19 protein-coding genes are annotated in these 24,078 nt (G+C 70.4%); 15 read left to right on the top strand and 4 right to left on the bottom strand.

Annotated features, from left to right (window positions below):
- Positions 1-116: 116 nt before the first annotated feature.
- The 10 genes from ACZ5KV_RS07950 to ACZ5KV_RS07905 all read left to right on the top strand — a co-directional run bounded on the left by ACZ5KV_RS07950 (position 117) and on the right by ACZ5KV_RS07905 (position 10,218).
- The gene (locus ACZ5KV_RS07950; RefSeq protein ID WP_464238769.1) at positions 117-890 is read left to right on the top strand and encodes a TrmH family RNA methyltransferase; all 774 of its coding nucleotides are present in this window, start codon (positions 117-119) and stop codon (positions 888-890) included.
- A gap of 213 nt (positions 891-1,103) precedes the next feature.
- Complete coding sequence (locus ACZ5KV_RS07945) at positions 1,104-1,778, top strand: COG3650 family protein (RefSeq protein WP_464238768.1); 675 nt, start codon at positions 1,104-1,106, stop codon at positions 1,776-1,778.
- Positions 1,775-3,262 carry an MltF family protein gene (locus ACZ5KV_RS07940; protein ID WP_464238767.1) on the top strand — a complete coding sequence of 496 codons (1,488 nt, stop codon included), beginning with the start codon at positions 1,775-1,777 and terminating at the stop codon, positions 3,260-3,262. The genes ACZ5KV_RS07945 and ACZ5KV_RS07940 overlap by 4 nt, the downstream gene beginning before the upstream one ends.
- Positions 3,263-3,615: 353 nt before the next feature.
- Positions 3,616-3,984 carry an FmdB family zinc ribbon protein gene (locus ACZ5KV_RS07935; protein ID WP_464238766.1) on the top strand — a complete coding sequence of 123 codons (369 nt, stop codon included), beginning with the start codon at positions 3,616-3,618 and terminating at the stop codon, positions 3,982-3,984.
- An 83-nt stretch (positions 3,985-4,067) separates the two neighbouring features.
- Entirely contained in the window at positions 4,068-5,366 is a 1,299-nt protein-coding gene (purB, locus tag ACZ5KV_RS07930) for an adenylosuccinate lyase (RefSeq protein WP_464238765.1), read from the top strand.
- Position 5,367: 1 nt separating this feature from the next.
- Positions 5,368-5,928, top strand: coding sequence for an orotate phosphoribosyltransferase (gene pyrE / locus ACZ5KV_RS07925; RefSeq protein ID WP_464238764.1), 561 nt, complete (start codon positions 5,368-5,370; stop codon positions 5,926-5,928).
- On the top strand, positions 5,912-6,526 hold the full coding sequence (locus ACZ5KV_RS07920) for a hypothetical protein (RefSeq protein WP_464238763.1): 615 nt from the start codon (positions 5,912-5,914) through the stop codon (positions 6,524-6,526). Before pyrE ends, ACZ5KV_RS07920 begins: the two co-directional genes overlap by 17 nt.
- Positions 6,527-6,533: 7 nt before the next feature.
- Positions 6,534-7,805, top strand: a complete 1,272-nt coding sequence (locus ACZ5KV_RS07915; RefSeq protein WP_464238762.1) for a L,D-transpeptidase family protein — start codon at positions 6,534-6,536, stop codon at positions 7,803-7,805.
- Positions 7,806-8,516, top strand: coding sequence for a hypothetical protein (locus ACZ5KV_RS07910; protein WP_464238761.1), 711 nt, complete (start codon positions 7,806-7,808; stop codon positions 8,514-8,516).
- The gene (locus ACZ5KV_RS07905; RefSeq protein ID WP_464238760.1) at positions 8,482-10,218 is read left to right on the top strand and encodes a M14/M99 family metallopeptidase; all 1,737 of its coding nucleotides are present in this window, start codon (positions 8,482-8,484) and stop codon (positions 10,216-10,218) included. Before ACZ5KV_RS07910 ends, ACZ5KV_RS07905 begins: the two co-directional genes overlap by 35 nt.
- Before the next feature lie 256 nt (positions 10,219-10,474).
- Here ACZ5KV_RS07905 and sfsA read toward each other — a convergent pair whose 3' ends face one another.
- Together sfsA and ACZ5KV_RS07895 are read right to left on the bottom strand one after the other, a co-directional pair.
- Positions 10,475-11,185, bottom strand: coding sequence for a DNA/RNA nuclease SfsA (sfsA, locus tag ACZ5KV_RS07900; RefSeq protein ID WP_464238759.1), 711 nt, complete (start codon positions 11,183-11,185; stop codon positions 10,475-10,477).
- Complete coding sequence (locus ACZ5KV_RS07895; RefSeq protein ID WP_464238758.1) at positions 11,182-12,354, bottom strand: sensor histidine kinase; 1,173 nt, start codon at positions 12,352-12,354, stop codon at positions 11,182-11,184. Before ACZ5KV_RS07895 ends, sfsA begins: the two co-directional genes overlap by 4 nt.
- Positions 12,355-12,548: 194 nt before the next feature.
- Between ACZ5KV_RS07895 and ACZ5KV_RS07890 the strand changes: the two genes are divergently transcribed.
- From ACZ5KV_RS07890 to ACZ5KV_RS07870, 5 genes are all read left to right on the top strand, one after another.
- Positions 12,549-13,721 carry a pyridoxal phosphate-dependent aminotransferase gene (locus ACZ5KV_RS07890; protein WP_464238757.1) on the top strand — a complete coding sequence of 391 codons (1,173 nt, stop codon included), beginning with the start codon at positions 12,549-12,551 and terminating at the stop codon, positions 13,719-13,721.
- A 24-nt stretch (positions 13,722-13,745) separates the two neighbouring features.
- Positions 13,746-15,227: a sensor histidine kinase gene (locus tag ACZ5KV_RS07885; RefSeq protein ID WP_464238756.1), complete on the top strand. Its 1,482-nt coding sequence runs from the start codon at positions 13,746-13,748 to the stop codon at positions 15,225-15,227.
- Complete coding sequence (locus ACZ5KV_RS07880) at positions 15,202-16,566, top strand: sigma-54-dependent transcriptional regulator (protein WP_464238755.1); 1,365 nt, start codon at positions 15,202-15,204, stop codon at positions 16,564-16,566. Before ACZ5KV_RS07885 ends, ACZ5KV_RS07880 begins: the two co-directional genes overlap by 26 nt.
- Before the next feature lie 119 nt (positions 16,567-16,685).
- Entirely contained in the window at positions 16,686-18,308 is a 1,623-nt protein-coding gene (locus ACZ5KV_RS07875; RefSeq protein ID WP_464238754.1) for a DUF342 domain-containing protein, read from the top strand.
- Between the two features lie 20 nt (positions 18,309-18,328).
- Positions 18,329-19,465 carry an HD domain-containing phosphohydrolase gene (locus ACZ5KV_RS07870; RefSeq protein WP_464238753.1) on the top strand — a complete coding sequence of 379 codons (1,137 nt, stop codon included), beginning with the start codon at positions 18,329-18,331 and terminating at the stop codon, positions 19,463-19,465.
- Positions 19,466-19,541: 76 nt separating this feature from the next.
- Here the strand turns inward: ACZ5KV_RS07870 and ACZ5KV_RS07865 are convergent, their stop codons facing one another.
- Together ACZ5KV_RS07865 and ACZ5KV_RS07860 are read right to left on the bottom strand one after the other, a co-directional pair.
- Positions 19,542-21,383 (bottom strand): lysophospholipid acyltransferase family protein, encoded by a 1,842-nt coding sequence (locus tag ACZ5KV_RS07865; RefSeq protein WP_464238752.1) that lies wholly within the window; start codon positions 21,381-21,383, stop codon positions 19,542-19,544.
- Between the two features lie 186 nt (positions 21,384-21,569).
- A complete protein-coding gene (locus ACZ5KV_RS07860; protein ID WP_464238751.1) occupies positions 21,570-24,026 on the bottom strand; it encodes a glycosyltransferase in 2,457 nt (818 codons plus the stop codon).
- Between the last annotated feature and the right edge of the window lie 52 nt (positions 24,027-24,078).

Here is a 24,078-nt window from a genome sequence, read left to right as displayed (position 1 = left end):
GATTCTAGAAAAGGTCTAAAGAATTTTGACGCCCGTCAAGAAAATTATGGACAACGACCCGCCTCCATGGGCAGGGTCTGCCTTGGTCAACCGCCTCGTCCACAAAGGAAAAGAGCATGAAAACTATCCAGGAACCGGGCCAGGACAGCGTCGTCCCCGGCCGCAAGCCCGTCTTGGAACTTCTGGATGCCGCACCCGGGAGGGTGGATACCGTCTTTCTCCAGAAGGGGGCCCGCGGTCCTGAAATTTCACAAATCGTGGAAATTTGCAAGCATGCCCGGGTGCGCTTCCGGTTGGTGGAGCGCAGCGAGCTGGAGCGTCTGTTTTCGGGCAACACCCAGGGCGTGGCGGCCCGGGTGCGCGAGGCGGACTATGCGGACTTCACGACGTTGCTGCGCGCGGGGCGCGAGGCGCCCCTGCCCGTGCTCCTGGCGCTGGACCAGGTGCAGGACCCCGGCAACGTCGGCGCCCTGGCGCGCACGCTTTACGCCCTGGGCGGGGTCGGGCTGGTCGTGCCCCGGGACCGTACGGCCTTCCTGGGCGGGGCGGCGGCCAAGGCCAGCGCCGGCGCCCTGGCCCGGCTGCCCGTGGCCCGCGAGGTCAACCTCGCCCGTGCCCTGGACCAGGCTCTGGACCAGGGCTGGGAGGTCTGCGCCACGGTGGCCGGGCCCGAAGCCGTGTCCCTGTACGACGCGCCTCTGCGGACCCCGGCGGTGCTCGTGCTCGGCAACGAGGAAAAGGGCGTGCGCCCCGGCGTGCTCAAGCGCGCCACCCTGCGCGTGACCATCCCCATGGCCCGGCCCTTCGATTCCCTGAACGTGGCCCAGGCCGGGGCCATGGTCCTGGGCGAGTTCGCCCGCAGGCGCCTGGGGCAGGGCCGGAAGGATTGAAGCCCGGTGCAGGCCCCGCCGGGGCACCGGAATAAATGGCTTAACCACACGCTCTGATAACCTGTCTCGCCCGAGGGTCTTCCCGGCCCTCGGGCGTTGCCGTTTCGGTCGCATCTGGCCGCGTTCGGCCCCGGCGCAGGCGCGAACGCGTGTTGCCGCGCCCGGCGCCCCGGGGTAGAATAGGGCAGACCCTGAACGAACGAGGAGGGCCCGATGCACCCTGGCCGCGACGCGAGACGGACCCTGGCCGCCCTGGTGACCCTGGCGGCGCTGCTCCCGGCGCTGGCGGGCTGCGCCCGGGTTCCCCAGCTCCCGCCCGGCGAGATGCCGCGTACGGCGCTCTGGACCTGCGACCCCGGCCCGGCGGAGCTGACCACCACCTTCGACGACGACGGCGGCATGGTCATGGAGGGGCCGGGCGGCGCCACGGCGTTTCGCGTGGCCATCTCGGCCTCGGGCGCGCGCTACGTGGCCCCGGGGCGCCAGTTCTGGATCAAGGGCTCCCAGGCATACTACGATGCGGCCGGTGCCGAGGCCCTGTGCCGCGAGGACCCCCGCCGCTCCTGGCGCGAGGACGCCCGGCGGCGCGGGGCCACGTTGCGCGCGACGGGCAACGAACCGGGCTGGACCCTGGAGATCGGCCCCGAGCGGCTGTATCTGGCGGACGATTACGGCCGGACGCGGCTCGCCTTCCCCGCCGCCGCCCCCGAGGTGCGGGGGGGCGGCGCCGAGCGCGTCTGGCGCGCCCGGGCCGCGGGGCACAGCCTGGAGGTGCGCGTCCTGGCCGGGCCCTGCGTGGACGACATGAGCGGCGAGGCCTTCGACTTTACCGTGGAGTTGACCCTGGACGGCACCCCGCGGCGCGGCTGCGCCGAGGCGGTGCGGTGAGGCGCCTGGCGGCCCGGGGGTGGCCGTTTTTCGTCCTTGGGGCCCTGGCCGCGCTGTTGCTGGCCCTGGTGCTGCGGCCGCAGTGGTTCGGCCCGGACCGGCACATCGAGGACGGCGCCCTGCTCGACCGGCGCCTGGGCCCCCTGGCCCGGCCCTGGACGGGCGACCTGCCGGACATCCGCGCCGGGCGGCGCTTCCTGCGCGTGCTGGTCAGCTACGCGCACCCCGAGTTCTACGTGGACGGCGGCGACCTGCGCGGCCTGGAATACGAAATGATGCGCGCCTTCGAGGAGCACCTCAACGCGGGGGCGGCCCGGGCGGCCCGGGCGCAGGACAAGCTGGCCCTGGTCTTCGTGCCCGGGGAGCGCGGGGAGCTGCTGGCCGCCCTGGGCGGCGGGCTGGGCGACGTGGTGGCCGCCGGGCTGATCGTGCCCGGGGAGCCCGAGCCGGGATTGGCCTACTCCCGGCCCTACATGACCGGGGTCGCCCTGGTGGTGGTCGAGGGGCCGGGCGCCGCGCCCCTGGCGGGGCTGGACGATTTGGCCGGGCGGACGGTGTACGTGGAGGCGGGCGGCCCGGGGCACGACGCCGTGGCCGACCTGGGCCGGGCCCTGGAGGCCCGGGGGCTGGCCGGAGTGCGTGTGCGCCGCGCCGAGGACTACATGCGCGCGGGCGACGTGCTGGAACTGGTCCAGGCCGGGGTGTGGCCCCGGGCGGTGGTCGAGCTGCATCTGGCGCGGGTCTGGGCCGAGGCCCTGCCCGGGCTGCGCGTGCGCGAGGATCTGGCCGTGCGCGACGGCCTGGCCCTGGGCTGGGCCGTGCGCGCGGGCAGCCCGGAGCTGCTGCGCGCCCTGGACGCCTTCGCGGCCACGGTGCGCCAGGGGTCCTTCCTGGGCAATGTGCTCCAGCGCCGCTACCTGGCCCCCGAGGCCCTGCCCGGCGCGCCGCCCGGGCAGGAGGATATGGGCCGCCTGCGCGAAATGGAGCCGTACCTGCGTGGCGCCGCCGAGCGCTACGGGTTCGACTGGCTGCGCCTGGCCGCCCTGGCCTACCAGGAATCGCGCCTGGACCAGGGCAAGGTCAGCCCGGCGGGGGCCGTGGGCGTGATGCAGCTTTTGCCCGCCACGGCCCGGGCCGCCGGGGACGGGGCGGACATCGCCACCCCCGAGGGCAACATTCTCGCCGGGGCGGCCTATCTGGCCCACCTGCGCGACGAGGTCTTCGCCCAGGCCGGGCTCGAGCCCGCCGCGCGCATGAATTTCGCCCTGGCGGCCTACAACGCGGGGCCCACGCGCATCCAGCAACTGCGCCGCGAGGCCCCGGACCACGGCCTGGACCCCGACCGCTGGTTCGGCGCCGTGGAGCATCTGGCCGCCCGGAGCATCGGCCGCGAGACGGTCGAATACGTCCTGGGCGTGAACAAGAATTATTTCATCCTGGCCGGGTTGGCCGGATACATGGCCCGCCAGGAGGAGCGCCGCTAGGCCGGGCTTTACAAGCGCGCTGTTTGCGGCTAGACAGACTCTTTTGGCCCGTTTCGCCAAACACCCATCTTTTCGGAGGTACGCATAATGGCCCACAAGAAGCACGAGCGCAAGAAAGAGCTGGACCGCCGCCGCAAGCGCAGGAAGGAAGCCCGCAAGGAGCGCATCCGCGAAGCCAAGGCCGGCGCGGGCAGATAGGGTATTCCCGGCCCGAGCCGGGACGGCCCGCCCGGGGCGCAGGGCGGGCCGCCGCCGCGCAAGCCGCGGCCCACATGGACCCGCGCCAGTTGACAGCCTTGTGCGACATGCTTATCCGACAGCCCGGAAAACTTGCCGCAGAAGGGGTGATATCAATGCCTATCTACGAGTACCGCTGCAACGAATGCGAACAGATTTTCGAGGAGTGGCAGCGCGACCACGCCGAGCACACCGTGCCCTGCCCGGTGTGCGGCTGTGAATCCCAGCGCATCATCTCCAACACGTCCTTCGTGCTCAAAGGCACGGGCTGGTACGTGACCGACTACGCCAACGGCCGCTCCAGCCACGGCAGCGCCAAGGCCGACACCGAGGGCGGCAACGGCAACGGCGCGGCGGCGAAGGCGGACGCGCCGGGAGTGGCGGACAAGCCCGCCAAGACCGCCAAGGCCGACAGCGCCCCCGCCTCGCCCCCCAAGGCGCAGGCCAAAGTCGCCAAGTCGGATGGAGCAGCCGCGCAGCCGTAGCGGCAACAGGCAGCCACGGCTGCCTTTTTTTTGGACACCGGCCCCCCCGGTCCACCCCAACCGCAGCCCTGGATACAATCCCCATGATCGACCGCTACACCCGCCCCGAAATGGGCAGCCTGTGGACCCTGGAAAACCGTTTCCGGGTCTGGCTGGAAGTGGAACTGGCCGTCTGCGAGGCCTGGACACGCCTGGGCGTCATCCCCGCCGCCGAAATGGCCGAGATCCGCGCCAAGGCCGATTTCGACCTGCCGCGCATCCTGGAGATCGAGGAGCGCACCCGCCACGACGTGATCGCCTTCCTCACGGCGGTGGAGGAGAAGGTCGGCCCCGCCGCGCGCTTCATCCACCTGGGATGCACGTCCTCGGACATCGTGGACACCGCCAACGGCGTGCTGCTCGACCGCGCCGCGCGCATCATCGCCCGCAGCCTGGACGAACTGCTGGAAACGCTCAAGGAAATGGCCCACCGCCACAAGGGCCTGCTGTGCATGGGCCGCACCCACGGCATCCACGCCGAGCCCACCAGCTACGGCCTGAAGCTGGCCGGGTTCTACGCCGAGATGAGCCGCCACAAGGAGCGCTTCGCCGCCGCCCGGCAGGGCGTGCGCGTGGGCAAGATTTCCGGCGCCGTGGGCACCTACGCCCACCTGAACCCCGAGGTCGAGCGCCTGGCCTGCGAAATCCTGGGCCTGGAGGTGGACCCCATCTCGACCCAGATCATCCAGCGCGACCGCCACGCGGCCTTCTTCACCGCCCTGGCCGTGCTGGCCGGAGGCGTGGAGCGGCTGTGCGTCGAGCTGCGCCACCTGCAGCGCACCGAGGTGCTGGAGGTGGAGGAAGGCTTCGCCGAGGGCCAGAAGGGCTCCAGCGCCATGCCCCACAAGCGCAACCCCATCTCCGCCGAGAATCTGACGGGCCTGTCGCGCCTGTTGCGCACCAATGCCGTGGCGGCCATGGAGAACCAGGCCCTGTGGCACGAGCGCGACATCAGCCACAGCTCCGTGGAGCGCGTGATCATGCCCGACAGCACCATCCTGGCCGACTACGTGCTTTCGCGGCTGAATGGCGTCCTGCGGCGGTTGCGGGTCATCCCGGCCAACATCGAGCGCAACCTCAAGGGCTCCTGCGGGCTGTTCTACTCCCAGCGGGTGCTCATGGCCCTGCTGGAGGAAACCGACCTCGGCCGCCAGCAGGCCTACGAGATGGTTCAGCGCGTGGCCATGCGCTGCTGGGAGCAGGGGCTGCAATTCCCCGAGCAGGCCCGGGCCGACGCGGACATCGCACGGCTGCTGCCCGCAGGGAAACTGGACGAGGTCTTCGACTCCGGGTATTACCTGCGACACGAGGACATGATCTTCAACCGCGTCTTCGGGAGCTGAAATGCAGGACCTGCGCCGCGACCTGGCCCGGCTGCTCAAGGGAAAATCCTACCGGGAAGGCGACTTCACCCTGACCTCGGGCCGTAAGAGCGACTACTACTTCGACTGCAAACAGACGGCCCTGCACCCCGAGGGAGCCTGGCTGCTGGGGCGGTTGTTTCTTGAACTTCTGCAGGACTATGCTATCAAAGGCGTAGGGGGCATGACCCTGGGCGCGGACCCGTTGGTCAGCGCCGTGACGGTGGTCTCGCATATCGAGGGCCGGCCCCTGCCCGGGTTCATCGTGCGCAAGCAGCCCAAGGGCCACGGCACCAACCAGTACCTTGAAGGCATGGCCAACTTCGCCCCCGGCGACAAGGTCGTGCTGCTGGAGGACGTGGTGACCACCGGCGGGACGCTGCTCACGGCCCTGGAGCGCGTGCGCGCCGAGGGGCTGGACGTGGTCGGCGTGCTGTGCGTGCTCGACCGCGAGGAAGGCGGGCGCGACAACCTGGCCCGGGCCGGGTATAAGTTGACCTCCATCTTCACCAGGAGTGAATTGCTCCATGCGGCGGCCCAGTAGCATCCTTTTCGTTCTGGCCCTGGCCCTGGCCCTGGCGGCCCCGGGCTGCCAGAGCACCCCGCGCGAGGCGGCCACCCTGCTGTGGCCGGACATGACCGACCCCTATGTGCAGACCACCCGGCGCTGGACGCGTTCGGGTGCGGCCTACGACGGGGTGAACCTGGCGTTCTCCGCCGCGGCGACCCTCAAGTCCGCCGACTGGCGCAGAGCCTTTGCCGACAAGTACGCCGAGTTGTACGGCCAGACCGGCGACGAAGCCGCCCGGACCCTGGCCGACCAGCACGCCGCCGCCGGGCGGGGGCTGGAAATCGTTCTGGCCCTGGCCGCGCCCGCCGGCGGCGCAGACAAGCTCTCCCTGCGGGGCGAACGCTTCAAGGTGTTTGCCCTTTCCGGAGAAAACACGTTATACCCCCAGGAAATCAGGCCCATGGAGAGGGACTTCTGGCCGCAGGAAAAGCTGGCCGCGTTCTTCCCGTACGCCACGCCCTGGCGCAGCTTCTACACGCTGCGCTTCCAGGACGTGCCTCCCGGGCCCTTGGCGCTGATCATTGCCGGCCCCGCCGGGCGTGTCGAACTCACCTGGGCGACATTCAAGTAGGAGCGTTGTGAGAAGGGTCCGAATCCTCGCTGCTCTGTGCGCCTGCCTGTTCTGGGCGGGCCCGGCCATCGGTCAGGGGTGGAAGGCGAACATCGTCGATCACTCCAGCCTGCCACCCAAGTTCGTGGTGGTGGACAAGGCGGCCCAGAAACTGCACCTCTACGGGCGGCAAAGCCCGTTGGCGGAGCTCTTGAGCTTTCCCTGCACCACGGGGCAGGGCAGCGGAGACAAGCAGTCCATGGGCGACCTGCGCACCCCCGAGGGCGTGTACTTCGTCGATGAGCGCATGGCCCGGCCCCTGGACTGGACGCTCTACGGCAACCTGGCCTACCCGCTGAACTACCCGAACCCGGTGGACCGCCTCAAGGGCAAGACCGGGTACGGCATCTGGATCCACGGCCGGGGCAAGAACCTCGTTCCGCGCGACACGCGCGGCTGCGTGGCCATGAATACTCCGGACCTCAAGGCCCTTGGCCAGACCATGCCCCCCGGTACCCCGGTGGTCATCTCCAGCGAGATGGAGATCCGCCGCACGGACGCGGACCCCGCCGCCACGCGCGACATGGAAGAGGCCGTGGCCCTTGTGGAGAAATGGGCCCGGGCCTGGGAGACGGGTTCCGAGGACTTTTTCGGATTCTACGACCCCAAGTCCTACACCGAGGAGGGCGAGGGCGACTTTTCGCGCTTCGTGGCCCAGAAGCGCAGCCTGTTCGAGCGCTATCCGTGGATTCGCGTCATGGCCCACGATGTGCGCGCCCTGGCCGGGCCGGACTACGTGGTCACCTATTTCCGGCAGTACTACCGCTCCCCGGTCCTGGTGTCCGAGGGCATCAGCCGCCTGTATTGGATGCGCGGGCCCAAGGGCGCGCTGCGCATCGTGGGCCGCGAATGGGAGCGCACCGGCGTGACCCTGGACGACGCCTTCCTGGCCCGCTCCAAGGCCGAGATCGCCCCGATCCTCGACAAGTGGCGCAAGGCCTGGGAACGCGCGGACGTGAAGGGCTACATGAACTGCTTCGCGCCCGGCGCCGTCCAGGGCGACCGCGTGGGGGAACAGGCCATCCGCGAGCACAAGGAACAGATCTGGCCCGTGGCCCCGCCCCGGCGCGTGGTCTTCGGTTCCCAGCGCTACGCCCTGGTGCCCGAGGGCGTGGAAGTGACCTTCGGGCAGACCTACGCGGCCCAGAACGGCTACGAGGACAAGGGGACCAAGACCCTGCTCATGGTGCCCAAAGGCGCCGGATGGAAGATTCTTCGTGAAGACTGGAGGCCCCTGTAGATGAGCTCCAAGGCCAAGTACAACGTCCTGATGATGCGCGACAACACGCCCGTGCGCCGCTATCGGGTTTCCCCGCTCTGGCTCAAGCTGGCGCTGTATTTCCTGCTGGTGCTGCTGGCCGTCGCCGGCGCGGGCGGGTACTTCGGCCTGACCTTCTGGAAGGAGAACCGGGTCCTGCGCGAGGACCAGGCCGCCTCCCAGCGTGAATTGCGCGAATTGCACATCGAGCTGGAGCGGTTGAAGAACATCGAGCAGATTCTCAAGTCGAACGCGGCCAAGGAACCCTCGGACCAGGCCACCCCCGACACCGCCAAGACGCCCCCGGCCCCGCCCCAGCCCCCGGTGGACCTTTCGCGTATCTTCACCCGCACCGACATGCAGCAGGTGCGCGTGGACAACATGCAGGCGCGCATCAACGGCGAACGGCATATCCAGGTGGTCTTCAATCTGAACAACCTCCAGACCGAGGACGCCATCGCGGGCAGCGCCTCCCTGGCCGTGGTCACCAACGACGGCAAGGACAAGCAGCCCCAGCTCAACCAGAGCGACCTGGTCTTCCAGATCCAGCGCTTCAAGCAGATTGCCACCTCCTTCGGGCTGCCCGCCGGGCTGACCCGGGGCGAGGTCTTCGGCCTGCGCCTGGTCATCAAGAACAACGAAGGGCAGGTCATCTTCAGTGATATCTATCCCCTGGCGCGGATTCTGTCTTAGCCTGCTGGCGGCCCTGGCGCTGGCGACATCGGCCGGGCCCGCGCGGGCGACCGGCCTGCCCGAGCGGTTCACGCTGTTCGCGGGCACCCAGTATCCCCTGGAAGTCTACCACCTGCGAGGCGCCGAGCCCGGGCCCACGGTCATGGTCCAGGGCGGCATTCAGGGCGACGAGGTCTCCGGCTATCTGGCCGCGCAGATTCTTACCCGGGCCAAGGTCCGCAAGGGCGGGCTCATCGTCATCCCCCGGGCCAACGTGCCCACGGTGCTGGCCAAGAAACGCCAGATCAACGTGGACCTCAACCGCCGCTTCGACCAGGACTACAACGACTTCTTCGAGGACCGGCTGGCCCGGGCCATCCGCTTTCTGCTGCGCCGTTCCGACGCCTTCATCCACCTGCACGAGGGCTCGGGCTTCTACCATCCGACCTACGTGGACGGACTGCGCAACCCCGGGCGCTACGGGCAATCCATCATCATCGACACGCCGTTGTACGCCGGACGCATCAATCTGGCCCAGGTGGCCACCTCGGTGCTCGACCAGCTCAACACCTCCATCGTCCCGGCCTGGCAGTTCCGGCTGTTCAACACCGACACGTTCTCCACGCGCACTACGCACCCCGAGCAGCGCAAATCGCTGACCTACCACGCCCTGTCCGAGGCGGGCATCCCGGCCCTGGCCATCGAGGTCAGCAAGAACATCAGCCAACTCGGCTGGAAGGTCCGCCAGCAGGTGCGCGCCACCTGCCTGACCCTGGCCCAGTACGGCGTGCTCGTGGACGAGCCACAGTTCAGCGAGGCGGAGGTCGAGCGCGCGGGAGCGCTGTCGGTGGTGGTCAACGGTCAGCACCTGGGCCTGAACGGCGAGAGCGTCGTGGCCCTGGGCCCGGGCAGCCGCATCGAGGCCCGCGCCGAACGCGGCGGATCGCCCTGCGAAGCCGTGCCCGCCGTGGTCGCCCCCGACCGGCCCGAGCAGAACCTCGTCGGCGCGCCGCGTCTGGCCCTGACCCCCATCCCCCGGCTGGACGTGCTGGCCGACGGCGCGCGCGTGGGCAGCGTACGCGTGGACTGGCAGGAAGGCCGGGGCCCCCGGGCCACGGGCGGCGTGCTTTTCGCCTGCTGGATCAACGGGGAACTGCGCTTTGCGCCGGAAGGCGGCACCCTGGACGCCCTGGAGGGCGATCAACTGGTGCTGGACGGCGTCTGGGGCACCACGAGCCCGGAAACGGAAATCCTGAACCTCAAGGGCTACGTCAGCCAGCCCTGGGGCAACGACGGCCAGGACGCCGGGCAGGAAATCATCCTCGACACGGGCACCTTCATCGGCCGCTACCTGGAAAAATCCGGGGGCGGCGGCATGCTCTGCCGGGTGGTCCGCGAAACGCCCGGCATGCGGCGCTCGGAGTTCGCCCTGCGCGTCCTGCCCCGGGAAATCCACGCCCTGCGCCTGGAAGGGCCGTCGGGCGAGATCGTGGTCCCCTGGCTGGCCGGAAGCAGCGCGACCCTGCCGCTGGGCCGCTACCGCCTGCTCGATGTCTGGAGCAACGGCCCGCGCGAAAAAATCCTGGCCACCACCAGCGATAACCTGGCCCCGTGGGGCAGCGGGTTCGAGCTGGGCCCCGGAGAAAGCCTGCACCTGACCATGCGCCAGGCCACCACCTTCATGCCCCTGGGCAGCATGACCCTGACCGCCGGAACCCTGTAGCCGCCCGGCGCCTCGCCTGGTGCGGGGGCGGAAGCCTGGGGACGGGGCGCGTCTCCTTCGGGTTGATGAGCCTCCGGCGGCTTAAGGGCTGTCGCCCTTAAGAATCCCATTCAGGGGGCGTGGCGGCGCGCCGCCGCGCCCTCCCAATGCGGGATTCTCAAGGGGCGTGCCCCTTGAGCCGCCGGAGGCTGATCAATCCCCGGAAGTATGCACCGTCCCCAGGTTTCCGCCCCGCGCCGGGTGAGGAGCCCGGGGCCTAACGCGGTGCCAGGGGCAGGGGCGGGCCGAGGTCGATGCCCTGGGTGGTGACCACGCCCCGGTGGGCCCAGATTTCCACGCCCGCGTCCACGGCCTGCCAGAACAGGGCGGCGTAGTCGGGGTCGACGTAGTCCGCCGGGCCGAAGCAGGCGCCGTCGGCGCGCTGCACCAGGCAGAACAGGGCGACGCGCACGCCTTGGGCCGCCAGGGCCATCAGTTCGCGCATGTGTTTTTGTCCGCGTGTGGTGGGTGCGTCGGGAAAGGCCGCCACTCCGTCCTCGACCAGGGTCACGTTCTTGGCTTCCACGTAGAGGGTGCCTGCCGGGCCGTCCAGGCGCGCGTCCAGGCGCGATTCGCCGACCACGGCCTCGGGGCGCAGGCTGGTGTAGCCCCGGGTGGCCGCGAGGCGTCCGGCCAGGTGTGCCGCGCGCAGCAGGCGGTTGGGCGTCAGGGTGTTCACGCCCACGCGGATGCCGTGGAGGTCGATGGTCTCCAGGGTCCATTTGAGCTTGCGCGCGGCGCCGGGGGCCGGGGAGAGCAGGGTGGGCGCGCCGGGGCGCAGCAGCCCGAGCATGGAGCCGGAGTTGTTGGTGTGCGCCCAGACGGCGGCGCCTTCCGGGCCCCGGGTTTCCACGCTGAAGCGCTTGACCCGGCGCACGAAGGCCGCCTCGATGCAGCCGGGCGGGAAGGGCAGCAGGGGGCCGCTCACGCCGGGGGCGGCCCGCCGGGGTCCAGGGTCTCCGGCAGTTGCACGTGGAACACCGTGCCCTGGCCCGGCTCGGAGCTGAAGTCCACCTCGCCGCGCAGGCAGTTTTCCGTGAGCAGCCGCACGCCGTAGGTGCCCAGGCCGCGCCCGGGGCCCTTGGTGGAGAAGAAGCGCTGGAAGACCTGGCCCTGGACCTCGGCGGGCATCACCGACTCGTTGCTCACGAAAAAGCGGACCCCGGCGCCTCGGGATTCGTGACCCAGCGTCACCGTGCCGCCCCGGGGCGAGGCCTCCACGGCGTTCTTGAGCAGGTTTTCGAGCACGCGCAGCAGGATGCCCTTGTCGGTGCGCAGGCGGGCATTCGGGCCCGGCGCGCAGGCCAGGCGCACTCCGGCGGCCTGGGCCTGGGGCGTGAACAGCCGCGCCAGGGTCGAGCAGAGCGCTGCGGGGTCCACGTCCTCGGGGTGCAGTTCCAGTTCGGCCCTTTCCGCGTCCAGGAGCATGCGGTAGGAGCGGATTTCGTGCTCCAGGTGCCCGGCGCGTTCGAGAACCATGCCCGCCAGCTCGTGCTGGTCGCCGCGCAGCTCGTCGTGCAGCATCCCGGCGGCGCCGACCACGCCGTTCAGCGCATTGAGGGCATCGTGCAGGAACAGGCTTTCCATGATCTTGCTGGTGTGCCGGTCGCGCACGTCCTGGAGGTAGAGCAGGAAGAAGGGGCGCCCGCCGAAGTCCATGGCCACGGCGCGGGTGGCGATGGTCACGGCTGCCAGCCGGCCGTCCCGGCGGCGCAGCACGCGGCCTTCGTCCTCGGCCATCGTACCCGCCGCCGCCCCGCGCAGGGTCCGGAGCACGCCGCACTGCCCGCAGGCCCAGGTCGCGCCGCAGCCGTCGGCGGCCTCGGCGGCGTGCACGCAGCCGAACAGCTCGCCGGGGCGCAGGCCCAGCGCCTGGACCATGGGCAGGGGCGCGCCCCGCTTCCCGGCGTATTCCAGCAGGGCGGCGTTGGCGTGGAGCACCTGGCGCCGCGAGTCGAGCAGCAGGACCATGGCCGGAACGGTTTCCAGCAGGGTCATGTCGCAATGGGCCTCGAGGTGGGCCCGCAGGCGCAGGAGCTCGTCGCCGGGCGTGCGCGCGGAAAACGGGGACAGCGGCAGGGGTGCGGGCTGGAACATGACGACCGGGCCGGTTGAGGTGGCTGGCGGAAACGGTACGGCAAAGCGGGGGGGAACTCAATAGTTCCCGCGGCCCCGCCCGGCGGCCATTTACCTTCGGCGGGAATTGCCCTAAGAGGGACGCATCGGACGGCGGGCGGGCAATGCGCGCCCCGGGCCGCGTTCACCCATCCCCACCCTTTTCGAGAGCGGACATGCAGATCGCCAAGAAACTCCAGCAAGTGAAGCCGTCGGCAACCCTGGCCATCTCGGCCAAGGCCATGGACCTGCGCGCCCAGGGCCGCAGCATCGTCAGCCTCTCCGTGGGCGAGCCGGACTTCGGCACCCCGGCGCATATCCGCGAGGCCGCCAAGGCCGCCCTGGACGAGGGCTTCACCCGCTACACCCAGGTGCCCGGCATCCCCGAGCTGCGCGAGGCCGTGGCCGGCTATTTCAACTCCTATTACGGCACCGCCGCCGCCATGGAGCACACCATGGTCAGCAACGGCGGCAAGCAGGCGCTGTTCAACGTCATGCAGGCCATGCTCGACCCCGGGGACGAGGTGCTCATCCCCGGGCCCTACTGGGTGAGCTACCCGGCCATGGTCCAACTGGCCGGGGCCGAGCCCGTGGTGGTGCCCGCCGGGGCGGAAGAGGGCTTCAAGATCACCCCCGGGGCCCTGGACGCCGCCTGGACCCCGCGCACGCGCATGCTGCTGCTCAACTCGCCTTCCAACCCCACGGGCGTGCACTACACCGCCGCCGAGCTGACGGCCCTGGCCGAGTGGGCCGTGGGCCGCGATGTGTTCATTCTGGCCGACGAAATCTACGACCGGCTGGTCTACGCCCCGGCCCGGCCCGTGAGCCTGGCGCCCTTCTGGGAGCGCCACCCCGAGCATGTGGCCGTGGTCAACGGCCTGTCCAAGAGCTTCGCCATGACCGGCTGGCGCGTGGGCTTCGTCCTGGCCCACCCGGACCTCATCAAGGCCATGACCAAGATTCAGGGCCAGAGCACGTCCAACATCTGCTCCATCGCCCAAAAGGCCGCCGTGGCCGCCCTCACCGGGCCCACGGATTTCATGAACACCATGTGCGAAGCCTTTGCGCGCCGCCGCGAGCTGGCCCATTCCATGGTGTCGTCCTGGCCCGGGGTGGTCTGCCCGCGGCCCGACGGGGCGTTCTACGTGTTCCCCGACGTGAGCGCGCTGTATACCCGGCGCATGCCCGACTCCACGGCCATGTGCACCGTGCTGCTGGAGGAGGCCGGGGTTGCCGCCGTGCCCGGCGCGGCCTTCGGCGACGACCGCTGCGTGCGTTTCTCCTACGCCGTGGACGACAGGACCCTGGTCGAGGCTCTGGACAAGGTCGCCGGGGTCATCGTGCCCTAGGCCGCCGGGAGGCCAGCGCAGCCCATGAAACCCCTCTCGCCTTTCGCGCCCTTCGCGCCGGATGCCGCCCGCCCCTTCAAGCTGGCGCGCTTCCTTTCGTGGGGCTCGCTGGTGCTCATCATGGCCACCAGCATCCTGATGTCGGCGGTGCTGGCCAATTCCGCGCGCGAAACGCTGCTGGCCAAGCAGCGCGAGTTCGCCCTGCTGCTGGCCGAGAACCTGAATCACCAGATCTTCCAGCGCTACACCGTGCCCACCCTGCTGCGTTTCGGGCGCATCGAGTTGCAGCAGGACGAGCAGTACCAGCAGCTCGACATGGTCATCCGCGAGACCATCCACGGCCAGCATGTCATGGAGCTGCGCATCTACGACCTGGACGGGGTCGTGTCCTATTCCACCAACGCCACCCAGGCCGGGGCGAGGGACCTGGCCAGCGGCGCGGTGAAGCGGGCCACCCAGGCCTTCGCCCACAACTTCGAGATCGTGACCAACGTTTCGCCCTGGTGGGCCATGCTGCGCTTCGACCTGGAACCCGAGAGCGTGGTCATGCGCACGGTCTATCCCCTGAAGACCGAACGCAGCCTGTATCCCGGCGGGCCCAGCGGCCAGCCCATGGGCATCCTGGAATTCTCCCAGGACATTACCGACGACTACCGCGCGGCCATCAATTTCCAGTGGGTCATCATCGCCATCTCCTTCACCTCGTCGTTTTTCCTGTTTCTGCTGCTTTTGCTGTTCATCCGCCGGGCCGACGCCATGAACCTGCAACGCATGGAGCGCACCCAGAAGCTGGAGCGCGAGCTGCTCCAGGCCGAGCGGCTGGCCAGCATGGGCCGCGTGGTGGCGGGCATCGCCCACGAGATCCGCAACCCGCTGGGCATCATCCAGTCCAGCGCCGAGATGCTGCTCAAGAAGGCCCGGGCCGAGAACAGCCCCCGGGTGACCCTGCTCCAGGTCATGTTCGACGAGATCCGCCGCCTGTCGCAGACGGTCACCGACTTCCTGGATTACGCCCGGCCCAAGAAGCCCCGCCGCGAGGACGTGGACCTGGCGCTGCTGCTGGACCAGGCCTGCACTTTCCTGGAGCACGAGTTCACCGGCAAGGGCGTGACCCTGGCCCGCGACTACCCCGAGGCCCTGCGCGTCACCGGCGACAAGGACCTGCTCTACCGCGCCATGTACAACATCATGGTCAACGCCATGCAGGCCATGGAGGGCGGCGGCGTGCTGACCATCCGGGGCGGCGTCGAGGACGGCGCGGTGGCCCTGCGCTTCATGGACACGGGGCCGGGCTTCAGCCAGGAGGTGGCCGCCCGGCTGGCGGACCCGTTCTTCACCACCAAGGACAGCGGCACCGGCCTGGGTCTGGCCATCGTGGCCAACATTCTGACCAGCCACGGGGCGGGGCTCGACTTCGCCAATGCCCCGGGGGGCGGCGCGCAGGTCACCATCACCTTCCCCGCCGACGAGGAGGCAGCCCATGCCGAGCAACATCCTGGTTCTTGACGACGAGCGCAACTACCTGCTCATCCTCGACGCCCTGCTGACCGACGCCGGGTATTCCGTCACCGCGCTGCACGACCCCGAACTGGGTCTGGCCTACCTTGAGGAGTCCGAGGTGGACGTGGTCGTCACGGACATGAAAATGCCCAAGCTCACGGGGCAGGACGTGCTGGAGCACGTCCACGCCAACTACCCGCACATCCCGGTGCTGATCATGACCGCCTTCGGCAGCATCGAGTCCGCCGTGGAGGCCATGCGCCTGGGCGCCTTCGACTACGTGACCAAGCCGTTCTCCAACGAGCAGTTGCTGCTGTCCCTGTCCAAGGCCGTGGAAATGGCCCGCATGCGCCGCCAGTACCGCCTGCTGCGCGAGAATTTGGAGGACCGCTACGGCCTGCACAACATCATCGGCCGCTCCAAAGCCATGCGCTCGGTGCTGGAGATGGTCGACAAGGCGGCGCCCAGCCGCTCCACGGTGCTCATCCAGGGCGAGTCGGGCACGGGCAAGGAGCTGGTGGCCCGGGCCATCCATTTCGCCTCGCCGCGCAAGGACGCCCCCTTCGTGTCCGTGAACTGCATGGCCCTGAACCCCGGGGTGCTGGAGTCCGAACTGTTCGGCCACGAGAAGGGCTCCTTCACCGGGGCCGTGGCCAGCCGCCGGGGCCGCTTCGAGTTGGCCTCGGGGGGCACCCTGTTCCTGGACGAGATCGGCGAACTGGGCCCGGACCTCCAGGTCAAGCTGCTGCGCGTGCTCCAGGAGCGGCGCTTCGAGCGCGTGGGCGGCACCAAGGAGATCGAGGTCGACATCCGCATCGTGGCGGCGACCAATGTGGACCTGCGCGCCGCCGTGGACCGGGGCGACTTCCGCGAGGACCTGTTCTACCGCCTGAACGTGGTGGCCATCCAGATGCCGCCCCTGCGCGAGCGCCGCGAGGACATTCCCATGCTCGCGGCCCACTTCCTGGAAAAGTACGTGCGCGAGAACCAGAGCCGCGTCACCGGCTTCTCCCCCGAGGCCCTGGACTACCTGAACGCCTACGACTGGCCGGGCAACGTCCGCCAGCTCCAGAACGTCATCGAGCGCTGCACCGTGCTCGCGGCGGGCACGACCATCGGCGTGGACGACCTGCCCCCCGAAGTGCGCGACGAGGACGCGCAGTTCAAGTCCGCGGTGGACCTGCTGCCCGCGCGGCTGAACCTGGCCGACACCCTGGAGAAGATCGAGGCCGCCCTGCTGCGCCGCGCCCTGGCGCGCAACGACTTCGTCAAGGTCAAGGCCGCCGAGGCCCTGGGCATCTCCAAGTCCCTGTTGCAGTACAAGCTCAAGAAATACGACCTGTAGGGACACTCTGCGCGCATTGGCCGTTGCTGGCGGGTCCGGGCTTGTGATAGGCTGACGGATACCGTCCGTTGTCACCGGCCGCCGGGGCCGGGAGCCCGGCGGCCACCACGGGAACGCGCATGGACAACACCCTGCTCCCGCATCTGCTGCGCACGGAATACGATCTCGCCCGGCCCGTGCCTCCGGGCACGGTCTTCGGCACCCTGGCGCCCGAGGAGGAGATGCGCGCCGCCGAGGGGCTGGGCGAATTGCCCTATCCGCCCGTGTCCACCCATCACGAGGGCCTGGCCTTCGATGCCGCCCGGGGCGAGCTGCGCGCCAAGGTCTGGGGCAAGGTCTTCCTTGCCGAAGACGGCATCCGCTTCGCGCCGACCTGGAACATCTCCGAAGACCGCATGCTCCTGACCCTGGAGGTCGACGCCCAGGATTGCCTGGGCCAGGAGGTCACGGAAGAGCGCCTGCGCGAGAGCCTGCCGCCGCTGCTGGCGAATCTCGACCTGGACCCCCAGCCCCTGCGCGAGGCCCTGGAGCAGTCGCGCAAGGCCGGGGGGTTCGTGTTCGTGGCCTTGCTGCGAGGCCTGTTCCCCGAGCCCGGCATCGACGGGCGCCTGAACCTGCTGCTGCGCCAGGAGCAGCGCGTGGGCACCCTGCGCGAGGACGGCTCCATGGACTACCGCGAGCGCGGCGGCCTGCGCTTCGTGAACCAGGGCGACGCGCTGGCCGAGCTGCATCCGCCCGTGCCGGGCACCCCGGGGTTCGACATTCTGGGCGAGGCCGTGCCGCCCCGCGAGCCCAGGGAGGCCAAGGTCCGCATCGGCAAGAACGTGGAGGCCGCCCAGGGCAGGGACGGCGTGACCCTGTTCACCGCCGCCATCAAGGGTATCTTCCATTTCCGCAACGACACTCTGGAAGTCTCCGAACTGCTGGAGATCAACGGCGACGTGGATCTGGCCACTGGCAACATCCGCGCCCGCCAGGGCGGGGTGCACGTCAAGGGCGCCGTGCGTAGCGGCTGCGTCATCGAGGCCCAGGGCGACGTGATCGTCGAGGGGCTCATCGAGGATGCGGACATCACGGCGGGCGGGCTGGTGGTCTCGGGCGGGGTGCTCATGAGCGGGCGCAACCGCATCGTCGCCGCAGGAAACGTGGCCGCCAAGTTTTTCCAGAATGCCGAGGTCCAGGCCGGGGGCGATGTCGTCGCGCAACTGGAAATCACCCACAGCAAGATCGTCGCCGGCGGCGACGTGAGCGTGGTCGGCGCCCGGGGCATCATCCGCGGCGGGCACATCATCAGCGGCGGCAACATCACGGCCCATATCCTCGGCAACGAGGCCCGCGGCGCGACCATCGTGGAAATCCGCCCGGCCAACCGCGAGGAACAGGAGCTTATCGACCAGCGCGCCGGGCTGACCGAGGAACTGGAGCGCATGGACACGGCCCTGGGCTCCGAGGAGCCCATGACGGCGCTCATGGCCGCCCCGGAGGAGGACCGGCGCATCCTGGTCGAACTGATCAAGGCCCGGGGTCGGCTTCAGGGCGAAATCCGGGCTCTGGACGTGCAGATCCTGGAGGCGCGCCACGTTTTGCGCGAGCGGCTGGCCGCGCTGCGCGTGCAGGCCCTGCGGCGGGTCTTCAGCGGGGTGGAGGTGGTCATCATGGGCAAGCGCCTGAGCGTGACCGCCGACATGGAGGCCTCGCGCTTCCGACGCGACGCCGACTCGCGCAAGATCATCATCGACTAGGTGCCGGGAGCAGCCAGACCATGAGCCAAGCCATCCTCCTGTTCATCGACCACGACCCCGCCGCCTCGGCGCCCCTGGCCCAGGGCCTGCCCGAGGGCGTGCGCCTGGCCCACTGCACGGGGTACGATCAGGCCCGGCGCCTGCTGCAAGGCAAGCACGGGGTGGCCGTGGTGGTGCTGGAACTCGGCCTGGACGGCGCCGACGCCTTCGCCCTGCTTGAGGAGATGCAGCAGCATTCCCCGAGCACCGTCCGCATGGTGCTCACGGCCAGCGGCGTCCTGGCCGACGCCGTGGCGGCCATCAACCGCGGCCGCGTCTGGCGCTACGTGGCCCGGCCCTGCCCGCTCAAGGAGCTTGCGGGCCATCTGGCCGAGGCCCTGCGCGCCCACGCCGCCGACGTGCAGGAGCGCAAGGGCGCGCGCCAGCGCCTGCTGGGCGGGGTCAAGATCCTGGTGGACATCATGGAATTGGTCACTCCCGAGGCACTGGACTATTCGCGGCGCATCCGCGAGCGCGTGCTGGCCACGGGGCGGCTGCTCGGCGTGCAGCCCATGTCGCGCCTGGAGCTGGCCGTGACCCTCTCCCACGTGGGCTGCCTGGCCCTGCCCGGGGAGATCGTGACCAAGATGAACACCGGCCAGCCCCTGAGCCCCGAGGAGCAGCAGATTTTCGGCATGCATCCGAGCATCGCCGCCAACCTGCTGAACAACATCGACACCCTGGTGCCCGTGGCGCGCATCATCCGCCACCAGAGCGCCCCCCTGCATGACGGCCAGCCCCTCGAGTCGCGCATCATCAAAATCGCCCTGGACGTGGACCGGCTGGAAAACCGGGGCGCCGACGCGGTGAAGATTCTGGAATCCATGCGCGGCAAGGCCAAGGCCTACGACCAGACCGTGGTGGACGCCATGCTGCGCGTGACGCGCAAGGCCGAGCCCGTGCCCGTGCGCAAGGTGGGGCTGGCCGAACTGCGCGAGGGCATGGTCATGGCCGAGGATCTGGTGAACGCCGAGGGCGTGAAGCTCCTGCTGCGCGGGCAGCGCCTCAGCGCGGCTTCCCTGGCGCGGCTGGCGGCCTTCCCCAAGGCTTTGGGCCTGCGCGAGCCGATCCTGGTTCTGGCGCCCAAGGGGCAGGACAAGGGCGCCGCGCGCGCCTGAGGCCTGCGGCCGCGACGCACAAGGGCCCGGCCTCCCAGGAGGCCGGGCCCTTTGCGTGCGAAATGCTTATCAGCCTTTACCGGCCGTGGGTTGACAGGAACATGGCCGCCTCGTCGCGGCCCATGAAACGCTCCAGGGTCTTGGCCGGGGTGTGCGCCAGGTCCACGAGCATCAGCCCGTCGATGGCGTCGCCGAAGTCGGGGTCGCGGTTGAAGGTCAGCACCGTGCCGCCGAGCTTGAGATACTGGCGCAGCAGCACGGGGATGCCCTTGCCGTCGGCCTCGATGTCGCTGATGGCCGAGGCCAGGTCCTCGATGTCGGGGCAGACGGTGTTGATGGTCGCAAAGCCCAGGCCGCCGGGGCGCCGGGCGCGCAGGCGCGGGGGCGTCCGGGGGCGGATGAGCTTGTGCAGCCCGCCCTCGGGGGCGTGGTTGGCGCGCAGGAAGCGCATCATCAGCAGCTTGGAGTAGGGGTGGTAGTCGTTGGAGATGGACACCGGGCCGAAGAGCAGGCGGTAGCGCCGCTCGCGGCAGACAAACGCGGCGATGCCCTTCCACAGCAGCAGCAGCGGATTGTAGTTCTTGCGGTACCCGGCGACCACGAAGGCCCGGCCCAGCTCCAGGGCCGGGCTGATGCGCTCCAGGAAGCGCTGGTCGTAGTCGAACAGGGAATGGGTGTACAGCCCGGCGGGCCCGTAGCCCCCGGCGATGACATCGGCCCGGCCCAGGCGGTAGGCGCCGACGATCTCCCGTTCGGCGCGGTTCCAGAGCACGAGGTGGTGGTAGTAGTCGTCGTAACGGTCCAGGTCGCGGGCGCGGCCCGTGCCCTCGCCCACCTCGCGGAAGGCGATTTCGCGCAGGCGTCCCAGCTCGGGCAGCACCGTGGGCAGGTAGCGGCCCTGGGCGCAGACGATGACGTAGTCGCCCTGCTCCAGCAGCACGTTGGGCGCGGGCTGGGCGGCGATCTCCCGGGCCAGGGCCGCGCGGTCGCAGGGCGGGGCCACGGGCTCCATGGCCGGAGCGGGCAGGGCCCTGGGCAGGGGCGGGGCCGCCGGGCGCGGGGCCAGGGCGCGCAGGGCGCCCGCGGGCCCCTGGTCGCGGCGGCAGCGGTGGCCGAGCACGTAGGTCCGCAGGCGCAGGTACTGGGTCAGTTGTTCATCGGAGGCGAAGCGGGCCATCTTCTGGGCAGGCACCGGGCGGCCCACGCCCAGGCGCACGGTCCGGCTGCGCTTGTTGAGCAGCTCGCGCGGGAGCATGGCCGTGCGCAGGCGCGGGTGGATCAGGCCCATGAGGTGGAACAGCGGGCCGTTGGCGCCGTCGAAGTACACGGGCACGGCCGGGGCGCCGGAAATACGGATGATGCGGCCCACGGTGGGGCTCCAGTCGGGGTCGGTCACGGCGCGCTTGCGCAGTTGCAGCGAGGCGACCTCGCCCGCCGGGAACACGGCCAGCAGCCCGCCGCCGCGCGCCCAGCGGATGGCCTCCTTGAGGGGCCCGACGTTGCGCCGGGCGGCCTGGCGGGAGCCGAAGGGGTCCACGGCGATGAGGTGCCCGCGCAGTTCGGGCACCAGGGAGAGCAGCGAGTTGGCCATGATCTTCACGTCGGGCCGCACGCGCAGCAGCGCCTGGAGCAGCACCACGCCCTCGATGGCCCCGAAGGGATGGTTGGCCACCACCACCGCCGGGCCCGTGGCCGGGATGCGCGCCAGGTCGGCCTCGGGCACGTCCACGGCGACGCCCAGCAGGTCGAGCACACGGCCGGGGAAGCCCTCGGCCTCGCGCCCGCCGATGCGCGCGTACAGCGAGTTGAGGGTCGGCAGGCAGAGCACCTTTTCCAGCGGCTTGCCGACCAGCGCCTTGAAGGGCTGGTTCAGGGGCAGATCCAAAGCGAAGGGAGCCAGGGCCTGGGCGTGCTGCATGGATGTTCTCCTGGTGGATGGTTGCGGCCCGGGAGCGGGCGCAGGGGCGCCCATCCCGCCGCCAAGGGTTGGGGCACGCTAGCGGGCCCGCGTGGTGCCCGTGTGGCGGGCAGGTTTCTTTTTGGCGACGGAGGCCGAAGGGGCGCCCGGGGCCGCGGCGAAGCGGACGCCGGGCCCCGGCCGGGGCTAGGACAGGGCGGTTTCGGCGTAGGCCGCCCACTGGGCCAGGAAGGCCTTGTCCAGGGAGCGGTGGCGCACGGACTCGCGCGCGGCGCGGCCCATGGCGGGCAGGCGCGCGGGGTCGTCGGCCAGGGTGGTCAGGGCGCGCAGGAAGTGGCGCGGGTCGCCGCCGGGCACCACCAGCCCCGTGCGCCCGGGCTGCACATGGTCCTGCGGGCCGCCCTGGTCGGTGACCACCACGGGCAACCCCGAGGCCAGGGCCTCCAGCACGGCCGTGCCGCAGGTGTCGCGTACCGAGGGGAAGACGAACACGTCGGAGGAGGCATAGGCAGTGGCCAGTTCCTCGCCGTAGAGCGGGCCGGTGAAGGTCGCGGGGTAGCCCGTCAGTTCGGCGCGCATTTCCTCCAGGTACGGCCCGCCGCCGACCACCACCAGGTGCGCCCCGCCGCGCCGGGCGCACAGCTCGCGGAAGACTCCGGCCAGCATGGGCAGGTTCTTCTCGCGGCTCACGCGGCCCACGAAGAGCAGCTTCAGGGCTTCGTCGGCCACGCCGAAGCCCTTGCGCAGAAAGCCGTTGCGCCGCTCGGGGCGGAACAGGGCCACGTCCACCCCCCGGGGCGCCACGCGGATGCGCGCGCGGTCCACCCCGCGGGCGGCCAGCCCGGCGGCCACCTGGGCCGAGGGCGCGTCCACCATGTCGCACTGGCCCATGAACCACGACAGGTAGCGCCAAGCGCCTTCCTCCATGGCCGCGTCGCCCGTGAGGGCGCCCGCGTAGGCCGGGAAGTCGGTGTGGTAGGTGGCGTGCAGGGGCAGGCCGAGCACGCGGGCCACGGCCAGCCCGGCCAGCCCCACGGGGCCCGGGGTGGCGGCGTGGATGTGCGTCGCGCCGTGCCGGTAGCACCAGTCGATCATCTTGAGCAGCGGCGGATAGTTGAGCACCAGGCCCGGGTAGTCGGGCAGCTCGAAGGAGCCGATGGGCGCGAAGTTGCACAGCCCGGGGGCGGCTTCGCCCTCGGCCTGCGGGCGGCAGGTGACCACCGTCAGCGCCCGGCCGTGGGCCCGGGCGGAGTCGAGCTGCCGGGCCAGGCTGGCCGAGGTGCCGTTCAACTCGCCGAAGGTGTCGGTGAAATGGGCCACCAGCAGCGGGGCCGACGGCGTCTCGCGGCCCTTGCGCGCGGCGAATCGCTCGCGCACCGTGCGGCAGAAGCGGCGGTCCTTGGTGAACAGCGAGTAGGCCACCACGTAGGGCGCCAGCAGGGTGTACGAGGCGCCCGCCGAGCCCAGGGCCTTGAACACGTCGAAGAGGTTGCCGTCGGCCACGCTGCGCAGGATGGTGTCCGCAAAATGGGTCAGCACCTTTTCCGAGGCGCGGTCCACGAATTCGAACCAGGCCCGTTCGGCCTCCCAGGGCTTGTCGCGCCCGCCCTGGAGCCCGGCGGTCAGGGCCGGGTTGGCGCTGATGAGGTCCAGGACCTCCTTTTGGACCACATGGGGCAGGGCCGTGGGCCGCGAGCGGCGCAGGGAGGCCGCGCGCAGCCCGCCCACCAGGCTGTGCCATCGGGCCACCAGCCCGTTGCCGGGGGCGGGCTCCTCCAGGGTCAGGGCGCGGTCCACATGGCGCAGCACCAGGTCGCGCGAAAGGAAGCGCGCCAGCCCCAAGCGGTCGCGGTAGAACTGGTAGGCGATGGAATAGAGATTGTGGGCCATGGTGGCCGGGGTGGCCGCCACCTGCACGGGCCGGGCCGCCCCGGCCTCCACCCCCGCCAGGAAGCCCGCCACGTCGGCCGGGTCGCTCACGTCGAGGACCATGGTGTGGCTGCGGGCGATGTTCAGCCCGGAGTGGTCGTCGCTGCCGCTGGTCAGGTTCTTGCGCCAGGGCTCGGCCATGCGCGGGGCCAGGCCGTGGCGTTCGGCCAGGTAGTCCATGTCGTCCGGGGTCAGCCCGGCCAGGATGGCGCGCAGCACCTCGTTCTGCGACTGGTCGCGCGAGCCGTTCAGCTCGAAGTTGCGGAACAGCAGCAGCATTTTTTCGAAGCTGTCCGGCGTCAGGCGCAGGTTCATGTCGAACATGGGGTGGGCCAGGGCGTGGGGCACGGCCTGGGCCAGCAGGTAGTCCACCAGCTCGTACACGTTGTCGCGCACGCGGGTGATGTCGTCGTGCTGGGCCTCGGTGAGGTTCCAGGCCAGCACGTGCAGCTTGCAGCCGTTGTCGGGCAGGTAGGTGGTGATCTCCTCGCTCAGGAAGGTGCCGGGCAGGTGGGCGATGTCCAGGCTGCCGCCCAGGGTGTTGTGGTCGGTGACGGTCACCAGGTCCATGCCCCGGCGCCGGGCGGTTTCGTAGAGCCGCAGGGGCTCGGTGTAGCTCTCGGCGGCGCCGATCTTGCGCAACACCCATTCCGACGGGCGCTTGGAGTGTTTGGAGTGGACGTGCAGATCGGCGCGCAGAAAGGGCCTGTCCATGGCGGCAACCTCCGACGGGGTTGGCGCCCGCCCGTGCGGGCGCGTTGGCCTG

The sequence above is a fragment of the Desulfocurvus thunnarius genome (genome assembly GCF_055390965.1).
The sequence above is the reverse complement of the archived record's forward strand: the minus strand, read 5'-3'. Positions and strand labels throughout refer to the sequence as shown.

Coding starts and splice junctions, on each gene's coding strand:
- ACZ5KV_RS07950 (WP_464238769.1), top strand. CDS start 117: ATGAAAACTATCCAGGAACCGGGCCAGGACAGCGTCGTCCCCGGCCGC.
- ACZ5KV_RS07945 (WP_464238768.1), top strand. CDS start 1,104: ATGCACCCTGGCCGCGACGCGAGACGGACCCTGGCCGCCCTGGTGACC.
- ACZ5KV_RS07935 (WP_464238766.1), top strand. CDS start 3,616: ATGCCTATCTACGAGTACCGCTGCAACGAATGCGAACAGATTTTCGAG.
- purB (WP_464238765.1), top strand. CDS start 4,068: ATGATCGACCGCTACACCCGCCCCGAAATGGGCAGCCTGTGGACCCTG.
- pyrE (WP_464238764.1), top strand. CDS start 5,368: ATGCAGGACCTGCGCCGCGACCTGGCCCGGCTGCTCAAGGGAAAATCC.
- ACZ5KV_RS07920 (WP_464238763.1), top strand. CDS start 5,912: ATGCGGCGGCCCAGTAGCATCCTTTTCGTTCTGGCCCTGGCCCTGGCC.
- ACZ5KV_RS07910 (WP_464238761.1), top strand. CDS start 7,806: ATGAGCTCCAAGGCCAAGTACAACGTCCTGATGATGCGCGACAACACG.
- ACZ5KV_RS07895 (WP_464238758.1), bottom strand. CDS start 12,354: ATGTTCCAGCCCGCACCCCTGCCGCTGTCCCCGTTTTCCGCGCGCACG.
- ACZ5KV_RS07890 (WP_464238757.1), top strand. CDS start 12,549: ATGCAGATCGCCAAGAAACTCCAGCAAGTGAAGCCGTCGGCAACCCTG.
- ACZ5KV_RS07885 (WP_464238756.1), top strand. CDS start 13,746: ATGAAACCCCTCTCGCCTTTCGCGCCCTTCGCGCCGGATGCCGCCCGC.
- ACZ5KV_RS07880 (WP_464238755.1), top strand. CDS start 15,202: ATGCCGAGCAACATCCTGGTTCTTGACGACGAGCGCAACTACCTGCTC.
- ACZ5KV_RS07875 (WP_464238754.1), top strand. CDS start 16,686: ATGGACAACACCCTGCTCCCGCATCTGCTGCGCACGGAATACGATCTC.
- ACZ5KV_RS07870 (WP_464238753.1), top strand. CDS start 18,329: ATGAGCCAAGCCATCCTCCTGTTCATCGACCACGACCCCGCCGCCTCG.
- ACZ5KV_RS07865 (WP_464238752.1), bottom strand. CDS start 21,383: ATGCAGCACGCCCAGGCCCTGGCTCCCTTCGCTTTGGATCTGCCCCTG.
- ACZ5KV_RS07860 (WP_464238751.1), bottom strand. CDS start 24,026: ATGGACAGGCCCTTTCTGCGCGCCGATCTGCACGTCCACTCCAAACAC.